Here is a 12402-nt window from a genome sequence, read left to right on the forward strand (position 1 = left end):
TCTTACTCTCCATCATTTTATACTTCCTATATTTTTGAAAGGAAATATTCTAAATTTTACTATTCCTATTATATCTTCCGACTTTATATAGGTATCCTTCCATCTTCTTGAATCTAATGATATTAATCTATTGTCTCCTAAAAAGAAGTATTCTTCTTCTGGAACATAATATTCCCCATTAAACTCATCTTTATTTTTTACATACTCTTCTTTTAATAGTTCTCCATTTATATATACTGCCCCATTTTCTATTGATATATAGTCACCTGGTAAACCTATCAGCCTTTTTACCATATGTTCATCATTTTCTTTTGAATAAAATACTACTATATCTCCTCTTTGCAGAACATCCTTATTATAAATTCTTGTTACTAAAAGCACATCATCTACATTTAAAGTTGGAACCATGGATGATGTAGGTACATATGCTTTAAATATTATAAACTCATTTATTAAAAGTGCTAAAATTAAAGAAGCTATTATTAAAATTCCATATTCTAAAATGTTATTTTTCTTTTGTATAGGCTCTTCACTTTCTCCTTTTCTCTCTTGTAAAAGTTCTTTAAACTTCTCAAGCATTATCAATCTCCAATCCCATACTTATTTAATTACTTCAACTTTCCAATTTCACTAAATGGATATACTTTAATTTGTGCCTTTCCTTTTATATCTTTACCATCTATATATGGATTAATCCAATATCTTGAATCTTTTGACCATAATCTATTATCTCCTAAGAAAAAGTACTTCCCTTCTGGAACATCATATTCTCCATTAAATCTGTCTGCTGCTCCTATATATGGTTCATCTAACCTTTCTCCATTTACATATACTACTCCATCAACAATTTTAACCTTATCTCCTGGAAGCCCTATAAGTCTTTTAATTAGTGAATCTTGTAGTTCATCTGAGTAAAATACAACTATATCTCCTCTTTCTAGCTTTTTAGGCTTATAGACTCTTGTAACAAAAAGTCTATCCTTAACATTTAAAGTTGGTACCATTGATTCTGATGGTATAAAAACTTTAAATACAACAAACTTATTTATAAGAGTTGCTAAAATTACTGCTACAATTATTGGAATTCCCCATTCATAAAAAAATCCATTTTTCTTTTCTTTTAAATTTAACTTATAATCTTTTTCTGAGTTTTCATCATCCTCTATATTAACATCTAAGGATTTAGATATATATAGATCATTTTTAGAATTTTTCTTCTCCATTAATCTTCCCACAAACCTTTCACGATTTTTTCTATTCTTTCTTTTCTTATTCTAGTTTCTACTTCATCAAGAATAAATTTATTCCCTTTTTTAATTAATATATCTCCCTCTTTTATATTATCTGTTAATTCTTTTTTATCTATATTAATAATTTTATTATTAGGTGCTTCTAAAACTATATATTCACCTTCAATTCTATCTACAATAAAAAGTTGTTTTTCCATATAATATAACAATCCTGTTGTTATTCACCTCTCTTTTTTTATACTTATATTTTAGTATAACACATTTGATTTAAATTTAAATATCAGCTTTGTGTCAGTTAAATTTTTTTACACATTATTAAAATAAAAAGCTATTTGATAAAATAAAAATCAAATAGCTTTTGCTTTATTTTAAGCTTATATAATACTTTCTATAGCTCTCCTTCTAATAATTCTTCATAACTTTGTCTTTTAACAACAACTTTTGCCTCTCCGTTTCTTACAAATATAACTGCTGGTCTTAAATTTTTATTATATTTATTAGACATTGAAAATCCATATGCTCCTGTTGAAAATACTGCTAATATATCTCCACTCTCAGCTTTTTGTATTTTAATATCTTTTAAAAGTATATCTCCTGACTCACAACACTTGCCTGCTATTGTTACTTTTTCTGTTAATTTATCATTTACTTTATTAGCAATAACAGCTTCATACTTTGCACCATATAATGCTGGTCTAATATTATCTGTCATTCCTCCATCTACAGCTACATAAGTTCTTATATCAGGTATCTCTTTTATAGATCCTACTGTATATAATGTAGTCCCTGCATTAGCGACAATTGATCTACCTGGCTCTATAGTTAAAATTGGTCTTTTAAGACATAACTTTTTACATACTTCATCTACTCTATTTAATATTACATTGCAATATTCCTCAGTTTCCTTTGGCTTATCACCTTCTGAATAATAAATACCAAAACCTCCACCTAAATCTAACTCTTCAATTAAATGTCCTGTTTCTTGCTTGATAGTATTAATAAAGTTTAACATAACTTCTGCTGCATCACCAAAGGGTTCAGTTTCAAAAATTTGTGATCCTATATGACAGTGTAACCCTACTAGTTCAATGTTATCAAATTCTAATGCAGTTTTAACTGCATCTAAAATTATATTACCAACTGGCGCAAACCCAAACTTAGAATCTATTTGTCCTGTCTTTATATAATCATGTGTGTGAGCCTCTATACCTGGAGTTAACCTTAGGTATATCTTTTGAACTTTTTTATACTTTCTGGCTATTGTATTTACCTTTTCAAGTTCTAAAAGATTATCAACTATAAATCTACCAACTCCAAGTTTTACTCCCAGTTCTATTTCATCTATTGTTTTATTGTTTCCATGAAAATATATATTTTCCAATGGAAATTCTGCCTTATAAGCAGTATATAACTCTCCCCCTGAAACAACATCTAAAAAAAGCCCCTCTTCTTTTATTAACTTGCACATTGCTACTGTTAAAAATGCTTTTCCTGCAAAGGCAACTCTATTTCCAGTTTCTCTACATTTAAAATTTTTATAATAGCTTCTACAGGTATCAATAATTAATTGCTCATCCATTACATATAATGGAGTTCCATAATTCTTTGCTAGCTCCTTTGCACTAATACCTCCAATTACTAAATCATTTCCTTTACATCGACTTGCCCCAAATAGTCTCATAATTTACCTCCATTTTAACTATCTATTTTTTTAATAATAAAAAATCCACTACGGAATTATCCATAGTGGTAGACTTACATAAGTTTAATGATAGCTATAATTATGTTAGTATTTTATTTATAAATACTTTTAGGTATTTACCTAATTCATAATTTTGCAATTTAATGCCATTGTAGCTCTCCACTTACGTGACAGTTATGTATATATTATATACATACCCAGAAATAACTTTTAGCATTGATATCTCTTCGGCTATTATCCCTTTCTCTATGCCTCGAAGCCTGCCGGCTAATCATAGATACTCTTTATAACAGCTCCTCTACCTTGGTAATTCTTTTAAAGTGAGAAACTAAATTTTATATTTAATCTCTTAAATCTTTCTATTAATATTATTATACACTTTTTACAAAATTATTCTATATTTATTTTCAGAATTTTTTTTTTATTAAGTAACTTTCATTCACCTCTATATTTATCCATTAACTCTCCCATTTTTTCTCCTGATGATGGTGGGGTATATGTTATAGCATTAGCTCCAGCTTCTATTGTTTCAATAATTGTCTCCTCTGTTGGTCCACCAGTTGCCATAATGGGGAATATAGGGAATTCTTCTCTTATTTTTCTAACTATTTTAGGTGTATTTTTCCCACCTGATACATTAAGAATTGTTGCTCCAGCATCAATTCTTTCTCTAATATTCTCACATTCTGAAACTACCGTTACAATTACTGGTATATCAATAGTTTCTCTAATACTTTTTACTATTTCATTTGATGTTGGTGCATTAACTACAACGCCCATTGCTCCTTTAAACTCTGCATCTAGGGAAAGGTTAACAACTCTCTTGCCTTGTGTTATTCCTCCTCCAACGCCACAAAATACTGGAACATCAGCAGCCATTACTAAAGCTTGTGTTATTAGAGGCTGAGGAGTAAATGGATAAACTGCTATTATAGCATCTGCATTTGTATTTCTTATAATAGCAACATCTGTAGTAAACAATAACGATTTTATTCTCTTACCAAAGATTTTTATTCCAGTGCAATCTCTTATACAAGTTGGCACTTCAACTACATGACTTCTTAATATCCCCTTAATTTCTGGTACTTGTTTGGTCTTTTTAACTTCCATATGCTCCCCCTATTGCTTATGATTTTTAATTATTTACCACTTTATATTTCCAATTTATATTATACTACTTTATAATTATATTTAAAGATATTACTTGCAATTATATATGTATAATAATTGTATCTAAATATATTATTTTTAATAAAACAATACCTACGAATTTTACACAAATCAAAGGTATTTATCAACTATAATTTTTTACTTTTAATAATTATTTTTCAAACAATACTATACAAGAGAGGTGATTTCTAATGACTTTAAAAAAGAAACTCTATCCCCCATATATCGTATTGCTAATAATGTATTTATTTTTTATTATTTTTGCACTTTTTATAGACTCACCCAAGGAGATTTTTAATGGCTTAAAGTCTATAATATTTACTCCAGACATTTTAATTACAGATTATTTTGAAGTTGGAGGCATTGGTGCAACTTTAGTAAATGCAGCTTTAACAAGTAGCATTTCTATTTTAATACTTGTATGTATAGGTATAAAACCAAATGGGTCTACTATAATGGCCTTATGGTTAATGACAGGCTTCTCTTTTTTCGGTAAAAATATATTAAATATTTGGCCAATAATCATAGGAACATATTTATTTTCAAAATATCAAAAAGAACCATTTTTAAATTATGTTTTAGTTGCTCTTTTAGCTACTTCTCTTGCACCAACAGTTAGTCAACTTAGTTTTACAGGGCATTTTTCAACATTTCAAGGTATAGTTCTAGGGTATTTAATTGGGATTTTTACAGGATTTATTTTAGCTCCTATAGCATCCCATTGCATTAAATCTCATAATGGGTATAATTTATATAATATAGGCTTTGCTGGTGGATTATTTGCTACTTTATTAATGTCTATATTCCGTGGTTTTGGAATTAATTTTGAAACAAGACTTATTTGGCATACTGGCTCTAATATTAAATTCACAATATTTTTAACTATAATATCTGTATATTTAATAATTATTGGGTTAATTTTTAGTAATAAACCTAAAGAAAAGCTTATTGAAATAAATAAGCAAACTGGTAGGCTAGTTAGCGACTTTTTCCTTCTCTTTGGAGAAGCTTCTTATATAAATATGGGAATACTTGGACTATTTTATACACTATTTGTAATTCTTATTAAAGGAGATTTAAATGGTCCTACAATGGCAGGTATATTTACAATTATGGGATTTGGCTGCTTTGGAAAACATTTAAAAAATACAATACCTATAGTTTTAGGTGCTTGTATTGCATCTTATTTTCATGTAGCTCCTATGAATTCGCCTACTTTATTATTATCTATTTTATTTTCCACAGCCCTTGCTCCAATTGCAGGTAAATTTGGATTTAAAATAGGAATACTAGCTGGAATTCTTCACTTAAATATGGTAACAAATATAGGATCACTTCATGGTGGACTTAATTTATATAATAATGGTTTAGCAGCTGGCTTTGTAGCAATGATACTAATTCCATTAATAACAACTTTCAAAAAGGAGATTAACTAAAAAATGAAGTTTAAATTTGAAAAAAATCTTAGAATAATTAGTGAACTTATTACCTATTTTCATAAACTAGGAACTGAAGATGTTCACATAGATATGGGGAGTGGTGAAGATAGCTCTTATTTCTTTATATCCGGTAAAGTGATAGATATGCCTAGTGAAGAACTTGAAAATTTAAATAGAATTTTAAACACAGATCGTCAACATGAAGTTGAACAATATTATTGGCATCTTGGAGGTGAAAGTGAGCTTGATTGTGAACTTTCATTAGTTGGAATGATGATAGATAATGTAGATATAATATACGAAAATGAGGTTCTTACAATTAAAATTTTAAGAGAAGAACATTAATAATGTATTTATACATTTTATAATAAAAATAGAGGGCTATGGCATTATAATATTTAACTCAACAATATGTTGTATTTAAATTTTCTTGTCCAATATCCCTCTATTTTTAATTTCTTAAGTAAAAATCTAAATTTCTATATTTATTAATTCACTCTTACATTTATAAACGAATTTGAGTAACTTTTTTCTTTAATATATTCTCTATGCTTTCTTTTACTTTAAATGGTAAGATTTTTGTTGATTAGGTATTTACTTTATCACTAATATGCTTTTTTCCAATGTTAGTAAGAATATTATCAACTTTATGAATATCTTTAATATCTACTAAAATATCTATATCATTAGGCTTTGATATTATTCCATAGTTATTTAATAATACTGATGCCCCAACTGCCCAAAGTATATTTTCTTCATTTAATTTACTTCCTACATAACTTAAAGTATCATATAACATAAAATTCCCCAATTTAGAATATATTAAAATTTATTTTTCATACTCTCTAATGCTTTTCTAACCACTTTGCTACCTATTAAGTCTTCCTTCATTTCATCTAGAGCAGTTTCTAACTTTCTCCATTCCATACCTTCTACTTCTGTTGATTTATTTATTTCACCTGATATATGCTTTGCCATAAAAGTAATCATTAATATTTCCTTATCTTTTACAAAATCTGTTCCTAAATATTTTAAATCACCTATTTCTATTCCTGCTTCTTCTTTTACTTCTCTACACACGGCTTCCTCAGCAGTTTCATTATGGCCAACATATCCTGAAAGTAAAACCTTTGAATTTTTAAATATATAACTTTGTGTTAATAATAAAATTTCATCATCTTTAATTACAGCTACCATAATACATGGCTTAGGTGTATCAAAAAACATTATATCATCATGAGAGCAATATGGTACTCCACCCTCATCCCAACTATATTTTTCTTCTAGTGTTCTCCCACATAGAGGACAAAATTTAAATTTCATATTTCACCTCATCTTTTTATTCTACTTTATTTATATCTTATTATAATATTATATCAACCTGTTCATTAATAGCAATTCCTTCATTATCAACTTTACAATTATATGCAAATATATCTACTCCATGTTCAGATGCTAACCTTAAAGCGTTAGCAAAATCTGGATCCGTATCATCATTTGGAGAAAACTTATTAACATTTTCTAATTGTATTAAAAATAAAATTCCTCCACCAAATCCTTGCTCTTTTGCTTGTACTAATTCAAGTATATGCCTAGCTCCTCTCTCTGTTGGTGCATCTGGAAATCTAGCATACCCATTATTCTCTAAAGTTACACCTTTTACCTCTAAATAATAAATTTCTTCGCTATCTGTTGATAACTTAAAATCAAACCTACTTTTTCCAAAAGTCTTTTCCCTTAATATACTTTTATATTTTTTTAATTTTTCTATTTTTCCATTAACTAGTGCTTCATATACTACTTTATTTGGAATTTGTGAATCTATGCTAATTAACATATCACCTTTCATAACTGCTATTAAATCATACTTAGTTTTTCTATTTGGGTTTTCCTCTTCTCTTAAAAATACTTTTACCCCTTCTATTAGTAGTTCTCTACATCTTCCTGTATTAGGAACATGTACAACTATTTCTTCTTCATTTAAAATAACCTTAGCATTAAATCTATTAGGTCTATTTATAAATATTGCTTCATATATATTTTTATTATATTTCATATAAGACTCCTTAAGTTTATTATATATTGATAGTTTTCCACATTTTTTTGCATTTATTTCATATATTTTTTTCTTTTCCAAAAAAGTTGTCCACAGGTTAACTATTATCTTCTATGATTTTTCCTATATTTACATTAATATTGTAACATTATCCACAGATTTTATCCACATTATATACAATCTGTGTATAACTTTTTAAAGTTATACACATTTGGAATTTTATCCATTTTAATACTATTTCATTTTTTTCTATGCTTCCCTAAAAATCATCATATTGTTACAAACATATATTCTTGCAATATATATTGTGTCAATACCCTTTTTAAAAGTTTTCAACAGTTTTTAATACTTATCCACATTTTGTGGATAACTTTCCACAATCTTAACAAGTTCTACACTTCTTAAGATTTACTTATCCACTTCTTAATATTTCCTTAAACATTATTCAGTACCTTGTATTATATAATAGCCTTTTATATACTATATTATAGAAAAGAAAAAATTTACTATTTAAAATTACTACTTTTCAAATATATCTTTATTTTTAACTAAGAAAGGGTGATATGGTGAATATTCAACTAAAGAAAGGCGTTTTAGAATTATGTGTTCTTTCAGTTCTATCTAAAAAGGATTGTTATGGCTATGAATTAATATCTGAAATTTCTGAACACATACAAATTTCAGACGGTACAATATATCCTATTTTAAGAAGGCTAACACAAGAAGGGTACTTCACAACTTATCTTCAAGAATCTCAAGAAGGCCCGCCAAGAAAGTATTACAAATTAACTGAACTTGGTTATCAAGTTAAAGATGAATTACAAAATGAATGGATTAATTTTTCTAATTCAATAAATAAAATATTAGTTTAAGGGGGTCTCATTAATAATGACTAAAGAAATGTTTTTAAATATTCTTAAAGATGGTTTAAGTGACTTCCCAGCTGGTGAACTTAGTGATATTTTATATGACTACAAAGAACACTTTGATGTTGGTTTTGCTTCTGGGAAAACTGAAGAAAATATAATAGAAGAACTTGGCAATCCATATGATATAGTAAATCAATATAGAAATGGCTACCTTCAAAAATATAAAGAAGAACCTGTAGAGGAAGAAGAATCTTATAATGATTACACTGAAGATAAACAAGATACTTTTAACGCTGAATATAAAGCTTCAAGTAGCTCTAATTCAACAAATGTTAAAAGAAATAATAACAATATAATTATTACTGTTATTATTATTGTTCTTTCTCTTTTTCTTTTTGGCCCTGTAATAGGTGCTATTGCTATTAGTATTTTAGCAATTATTGTAAGTGTAATAGTTGGATCATTAGGATTATCTATTGGAGGAATAGGAATACTTATAGGTAAAGTAGTTACTAATACAGTTGGTGCTTTTGTCTTTCCAGCCTTTATTTTAGATTTTCCAAGTTCAGTAATTGGCTTAATGGTTATAGGTTGTATTTTATTATTTATCTTTTCAATCTTATGTAGCTATTATTTTATAAAATTATGTGTAATATTAGTTAAAAAGTTTATTTTTTGGATATCTCCAAATGAACAGGAGGAAAAGTAATGGCTAGAAAAAAAATTATAAGTACAAAAATGAAAATATTTATGCTTGCTTTATTTATTTCATCAATATCATGCTTTATAGCTGGATTTATAGTTTTATCTAATAGTGGATTTACATTAAGTAAATATTTTGATACAAGTGATTGGTTTCTTGGTTTTAATAGTTATAATGAAAATCCAAACTTTAATTATTCTCAATCATTATCAGATATAAAATCATTAACATTAGATTTCGGTAATGCTGTATCTTCTGATGAAAATATTTCTATAAATAAACATAGTTATTCAACATCTATAGAAAACTATTCTGGAGATACTCTTAATGTTCTAGGTTTTACTAATAATTCTAATATTATAACTAATGGTGAGCCATTCATTGTAAAAAAGGAAAATAATATATTAAAAATAACATTTAATAAGGATATCTTTACTAATAATTTTGCAGTGAAGTTTAATATACAAATTCCTCAGTCTTATGCTGGAGACTTAAATATAACTAATACTTCAGGTAATGTTAATCTGAATAATTCTTCATTTACTAATCTTGATATTAAATCAGTTAATTCAGATATTCAACTAGATTCCATAAAATCACCTAAAATTAATTTATCTACAACTAATGGAAATATAAATACTAATTTTTTAACTAGCAATGACTTATTGTTAAATACTATTAATGGTGATGCTAATATAAATAATGTTTCTGGAGTAGTTAAAGCTACAGCAGTTAATGGGGATATTTTTGCCTCTTTAGCAAATCCATTATCATCTTTTATTGCTAATACTACTTCTGGAGATGTAGATATATCTATTAACGATAATAAAAATTTATCTGTTACTTACTCTACAGTAAATGGTGATTTCACGTCTAATTTAGCTAATAATAATTTACCCGAACATAACGAAAATATTAGCTTTTCTATAGGTGATGGCTCTAGTATAATTAACGTAAAAACTGTTACTGGAGATTTTACTATATATCCTTAAATTAAAAGACAATGATTAGGTTTATTATAAAAACTTAATCATTGTCTACTTTATTTTACTTATTGTTCTGAAGTTTTTATTCTGTAATAGAAATATAAGTACTGTACCACAACAACCATAGGTCCCATTAAAGCTGTTACTGCAGCCCAAACTATCTTCTGCTGACCATTTTCTTCAGCCATTTTATATGATGCAAATACAGCTGCAACTATCATTATTATAAACATAATTGTGTTCATCTTAACGACTCCTTTATATATGTATTTTAGCTACAAGGTAATTCTATCATATTTTTATAGCAAAATATTCGACTTAATTTTTAACATTTTATAAATTAAAAAAAGACTAGCAAATTGCTAATCTTTTAAAATACGTTTATTCATTTATTGTAGGTAATGCACTTAAGTTATTTCCTTCAGATTGATCTGGTAAACTTCTTAAATATTCTTCTCCTTTTTTAGAAACGCCTACAGCTACCCCTGAGATATTGCCATTTTTAGCCATTTCAACACCTTGTTCTTTAGATATTCTTTCTCCACTAGAAAGTTCATATCCAATAACTTCACCTGAATGTTTAATTAAAGCCTTTATTGATTTTGCATCACTATTTGGTGTTGGAACTTCCTTATTGATGTTGATTGGTAATCCTCCCATCATTCCATCATTTTCATTATTCATAAATAACACCTCCAATAACTTGATGATATTATTTTCTCCAATAACTTATCTTTAATACTACTTTATATTAAATTGATATTTTATATTATTCCCTTTTTTTCGTATCTGTCTATTGCTACTACGAAATTTCCATGAATAAGCTCTTTTAAATCCTCTATTATACTATTCGGCTTTTCAAGCATTCCATTTTTCATACATTGAATAACTAAGCCTGTAAATGCTAATGTATAAAAATTAGCCAAAAACTCCTTATCTTTATTAGCTACATTTCTATTTAAAGCTACTTCATTAACAACGCCCATAATTAGTTCATTAGTTACAGAATATAAATACATATCTAAATGATTTCTTCCCATAGAATTTAATGTATTTAAACAAAAACTTTTGTTTTCTTCAATATATTTAAAAATTTTAAATAATCCATCTGTCCAAGTTTCATAACTTCTATATTCTGATATACTCTCCACAGCTTCTGTTTTATATATCCAATCTATTAAGTCAAAAATATCTTGAAAATGATAATAGAATGTTTGTCTATTAACTCCACATTTATCAACAATATCTTTTACAGATATTTTATGTAAATCACTACTTTTCATTAACTCCTTTAGAGATGCCGCAATAGCATTTTTTGTTATTAAAGAATTAGACATCCTATCACCTACCAAACCTTACTTACATTTATACTTATAAAAAATTATACTTAAATTTATATGCTTTTACAATAATAACTGATTCTATTAACTATTTTATATTAACTTAAATAATCTCTTCTATTAACTACTTTAAATTTACTTAATTTTATCTATTTATATATATTATTAACTTCAACAAAAATAAGGCTATCCATAAATAAATTTATAGATAGCCTTATTAATTTTAATAGTTTTCTAAAAATACTTCAAAGTATCCTTGTGGATGTAAGCAAGCTGGGCAAACAACTGGTGCTTCTAATCCTTCTGCTATGTATCCACAGTTATTGCACTTCCAAAGTACAACTTCTTCTTTTTTAAATACTGTTCCATTTTCTATGTTATTAAGTAATTTTCTATATCTTCTTTCATGTCTTTTTTCTACTTCTGCTATTCTTTCAAAGGCTACTGCTACTTCGTTATAACCTTCTTCTTTAGCAATTCTTGCAAACTCTGGATAGTCATGAGACCATTCTTCATTTTCTCCATTTGCTGCTGCCTTTAAATTTTTAGCTGTTTCATTATGAAAAGATACTGGATAAGCTGCATTTATTTCTATAGCTTCATCAACAAAATCTTCTTTTAAAAATTTATAAAATCTCTTAGCATGTTCCTTTTCTTGCTCTGCAGTTTCTAAAAATACATTAGCAATTTGTACATACCCCTCTTTTTTAGCTATGCTTGAATAATAAGTATATCTTGTTCTTGCTTGACTTTCTCCTGCAAATGATTTTAATAAATTTTCTGCTGTTTTACTTCCTTTTAAACTTTTCATTACATACCTCCACACACTAAATTAACTGGAAATATATATTTATTAATCCAGTTTATAGTACTATTATACTTATAAT

The 12402-nt window shown here is 27.1% G+C and carries 17 protein-coding genes and 1 riboswitch; of the genes, 5 read left to right on the forward strand and 12 right to left on the reverse strand.

Translation table 11 applies throughout. From position 1 onward, the window contains the following. Window positions 1-12: 12 nt before the first annotated feature. From lepB (ACYQ1T_RS04250) to ACYQ1T_RS04270, 5 genes are all read right to left on the reverse strand, one after another. Entirely contained in the window at window positions 13-579 is a 567-nt protein-coding gene (gene lepB, locus ACYQ1T_RS04250; protein ID WP_459832171.1) for a signal peptidase I, read from the reverse strand. 29 nt (window positions 580-608) lie between these two features. Continuing rightward, on the reverse strand, window positions 609-1223 hold the full coding sequence (gene lepB, locus ACYQ1T_RS04255) for a signal peptidase I (RefSeq protein WP_459832173.1): 615 nt from the start codon (window positions 1221-1223) through the stop codon (window positions 609-611). Further along, the gene (locus ACYQ1T_RS04260) at window positions 1223-1447 is read right to left on the reverse strand and encodes a DUF3006 domain-containing protein (protein WP_459832175.1); all 225 of its coding nucleotides are present in this window, start codon (window positions 1445-1447) and stop codon (window positions 1223-1225) included. Before ACYQ1T_RS04260 ends, lepB (ACYQ1T_RS04255) begins: the two co-directional genes overlap by 1 nt. A 191-nt stretch (window positions 1448-1638) precedes the next feature. After that, window positions 1639-2931 carry a diaminopimelate decarboxylase gene (gene lysA / locus ACYQ1T_RS04265; RefSeq protein ID WP_459832177.1) on the reverse strand — a complete coding sequence of 431 codons (1293 nt, stop codon included), beginning with the start codon at window positions 2929-2931 and terminating at the stop codon, window positions 1639-1641. Window positions 2932-3096: 165 nt separating this feature from the next. After that, window positions 3097-3261: riboswitch (Lysine riboswitch) on the reverse strand. 126 nt (window positions 3262-3387) lie between these two features. After that, window positions 3388-4062 carry a hydrolase gene (locus ACYQ1T_RS04270; protein WP_459832180.1) on the reverse strand — a complete coding sequence of 225 codons (675 nt, stop codon included), beginning with the start codon at window positions 4060-4062 and terminating at the stop codon, window positions 3388-3390. A gap of 299 nt (window positions 4063-4361) precedes the next feature. On the opposite strand from ACYQ1T_RS04270, the gene ACYQ1T_RS04275 reads away from it, so the two are divergent. Next, window positions 4362-5558: a DUF1576 domain-containing protein gene (locus ACYQ1T_RS04275; protein ID WP_459832182.1), complete on the forward strand. Its 1197-nt coding sequence runs from the start codon at window positions 4362-4364 to the stop codon at window positions 5556-5558. A gap of 3 nt (window positions 5559-5561) precedes the next feature. Next, on the forward strand, window positions 5562-5906 hold the full coding sequence (locus ACYQ1T_RS04280; RefSeq protein ID WP_459832184.1) for a hypothetical protein: 345 nt from the start codon (window positions 5562-5564) through the stop codon (window positions 5904-5906). A 241-nt stretch (window positions 5907-6147) separates the two neighbouring features. On the opposite strand, the gene ACYQ1T_RS04285 is transcribed toward ACYQ1T_RS04280, so the two are convergent. The 3 genes from ACYQ1T_RS04285 to sfsA are packed head-to-tail and all read right to left on the reverse strand — an operon-like array spanning window position 6148 to window position 7617. After that, window positions 6148-6360 carry a nucleotidyltransferase family protein gene (locus tag ACYQ1T_RS04285; RefSeq protein ID WP_459832186.1) on the reverse strand — a complete coding sequence of 71 codons (213 nt, stop codon included), beginning with the start codon at window positions 6358-6360 and terminating at the stop codon, window positions 6148-6150. Between the two features lie 23 nt (window positions 6361-6383). Further along, on the reverse strand, window positions 6384-6884 hold the full coding sequence (locus tag ACYQ1T_RS04290; protein ID WP_459832189.1) for an NAD(+) diphosphatase: 501 nt from the start codon (window positions 6882-6884) through the stop codon (window positions 6384-6386). Window positions 6885-6924: 40 nt separating this feature from the next. Next, window positions 6925-7617 (reverse strand): DNA/RNA nuclease SfsA, encoded by a 693-nt coding sequence (gene sfsA, locus ACYQ1T_RS04295; RefSeq protein ID WP_459836454.1) that lies wholly within the window; start codon window positions 7615-7617, stop codon window positions 6925-6927. A 566-nt stretch (window positions 7618-8183) separates the two neighbouring features. Here sfsA and ACYQ1T_RS04300 point away from each other — a divergent pair. The 3 genes from ACYQ1T_RS04300 to ACYQ1T_RS04310 are packed head-to-tail and all read left to right on the forward strand — an operon-like array spanning window position 8184 to window position 10181. Continuing rightward, window positions 8184-8489: a PadR family transcriptional regulator gene (locus ACYQ1T_RS04300; RefSeq protein ID WP_459836456.1), complete on the forward strand. Its 306-nt coding sequence runs from the start codon at window positions 8184-8186 to the stop codon at window positions 8487-8489. 16 nt (window positions 8490-8505) lie between these two features. Beyond that, the gene (locus ACYQ1T_RS04305; RefSeq protein WP_459832192.1) at window positions 8506-9195 is read left to right on the forward strand and encodes a DUF1700 domain-containing protein; all 690 of its coding nucleotides are present in this window, start codon (window positions 8506-8508) and stop codon (window positions 9193-9195) included. Then, window positions 9195-10181 carry a DUF4097 family beta strand repeat-containing protein gene (locus ACYQ1T_RS04310; protein ID WP_459832194.1) on the forward strand — a complete coding sequence of 329 codons (987 nt, stop codon included), beginning with the start codon at window positions 9195-9197 and terminating at the stop codon, window positions 10179-10181. The genes ACYQ1T_RS04305 and ACYQ1T_RS04310 overlap by 1 nt, the downstream gene beginning before the upstream one ends. Before the next feature lie 59 nt (window positions 10182-10240). On the opposite strand, the gene ACYQ1T_RS04315 is transcribed toward ACYQ1T_RS04310, so the two are convergent. The 4 genes from ACYQ1T_RS04315 to rbr all read right to left on the reverse strand — a co-directional run bounded on the left by ACYQ1T_RS04315 (window position 10241) and on the right by rbr (window position 12326). Next, complete coding sequence (locus ACYQ1T_RS04315; RefSeq protein ID WP_459832197.1) at window positions 10241-10420, reverse strand: hypothetical protein; 180 nt, start codon at window positions 10418-10420, stop codon at window positions 10241-10243. Between the two features lie 136 nt (window positions 10421-10556). Beyond that, window positions 10557-10859 carry a DUF3892 domain-containing protein gene (locus tag ACYQ1T_RS04320; RefSeq protein ID WP_459832199.1) on the reverse strand — a complete coding sequence of 101 codons (303 nt, stop codon included), beginning with the start codon at window positions 10857-10859 and terminating at the stop codon, window positions 10557-10559. An 80-nt stretch (window positions 10860-10939) separates the two neighbouring features. Beyond that, window positions 10940-11512 carry a dihydroxyacetone kinase transcriptional activator DhaS gene (dhaS, locus tag ACYQ1T_RS04325; RefSeq protein WP_459832202.1) on the reverse strand — a complete coding sequence of 191 codons (573 nt, stop codon included), beginning with the start codon at window positions 11510-11512 and terminating at the stop codon, window positions 10940-10942. A 226-nt stretch (window positions 11513-11738) separates the two neighbouring features. Then, window positions 11739-12326, reverse strand: coding sequence for a rubrerythrin (gene rbr / locus ACYQ1T_RS04330; RefSeq protein ID WP_459832205.1), 588 nt, complete (start codon window positions 12324-12326; stop codon window positions 11739-11741). Window positions 12327-12402: the final 76 nt, after the last annotated feature.

The organism is Clostridium carnis (assembly GCF_054657435.1).

Coding starts and splice junctions, on each gene's coding strand:
- lepB (WP_459832171.1), bottom strand. CDS start 579: ATGCTTGAGAAGTTTAAAGAACTTTTACAAGAGAGAAAAGGAGAAAGT.
- lepB (WP_459832173.1), bottom strand. CDS start 1,223: ATGGAGAAGAAAAATTCTAAAAATGATCTATATATATCTAAATCCTTA.
- ACYQ1T_RS04260 (WP_459832175.1), bottom strand. CDS start 1,447: ATGGAAAAACAACTTTTTATTGTAGATAGAATTGAAGGTGAATATATA.
- lysA (WP_459832177.1), bottom strand. CDS start 2,931: ATGAGACTATTTGGGGCAAGTCGATGTAAAGGAAATGATTTAGTAATT.
- ACYQ1T_RS04270 (WP_459832180.1), bottom strand. CDS start 4,062: ATGGAAGTTAAAAAGACCAAACAAGTACCAGAAATTAAGGGGATATTA.
- ACYQ1T_RS04275 (WP_459832182.1), top strand. CDS start 4,362: ATGTATTTATTTTTTATTATTTTTGCACTTTTTATAGACTCACCCAAG.
- ACYQ1T_RS04280 (WP_459832184.1), top strand. CDS start 5,562: ATGAAGTTTAAATTTGAAAAAAATCTTAGAATAATTAGTGAACTTATT.
- ACYQ1T_RS04285 (WP_459832186.1), bottom strand. CDS start 6,360: ATGTTATATGATACTTTAAGTTATGTAGGAAGTAAATTAAATGAAGAA.
- ACYQ1T_RS04290 (WP_459832189.1), bottom strand. CDS start 6,884: ATGAAATTTAAATTTTGTCCTCTATGTGGGAGAACACTAGAAGAAAAA.
- sfsA (WP_459836454.1), bottom strand. CDS start 7,617: ATGAAATATAATAAAAATATATATGAAGCAATATTTATAAATAGACCT.
- ACYQ1T_RS04305 (WP_459832192.1), top strand. CDS start 8,506: ATGACTAAAGAAATGTTTTTAAATATTCTTAAAGATGGTTTAAGTGAC.
- ACYQ1T_RS04310 (WP_459832194.1), top strand. CDS start 9,195: ATGGCTAGAAAAAAAATTATAAGTACAAAAATGAAAATATTTATGCTT.
- ACYQ1T_RS04315 (WP_459832197.1), bottom strand. CDS start 10,420: ATGAACACAATTATGTTTATAATAATGATAGTTGCAGCTGTATTTGCA.
- ACYQ1T_RS04320 (WP_459832199.1), bottom strand. CDS start 10,859: ATGAATAATGAAAATGATGGAATGATGGGAGGATTACCAATCAACATC.
- dhaS (WP_459832202.1), bottom strand. CDS start 11,512: ATGTCTAATTCTTTAATAACAAAAAATGCTATTGCGGCATCTCTAAAG.
- rbr (WP_459832205.1), bottom strand. CDS start 12,326: ATGAAAAGTTTAAAAGGAAGTAAAACAGCAGAAAATTTATTAAAATCA.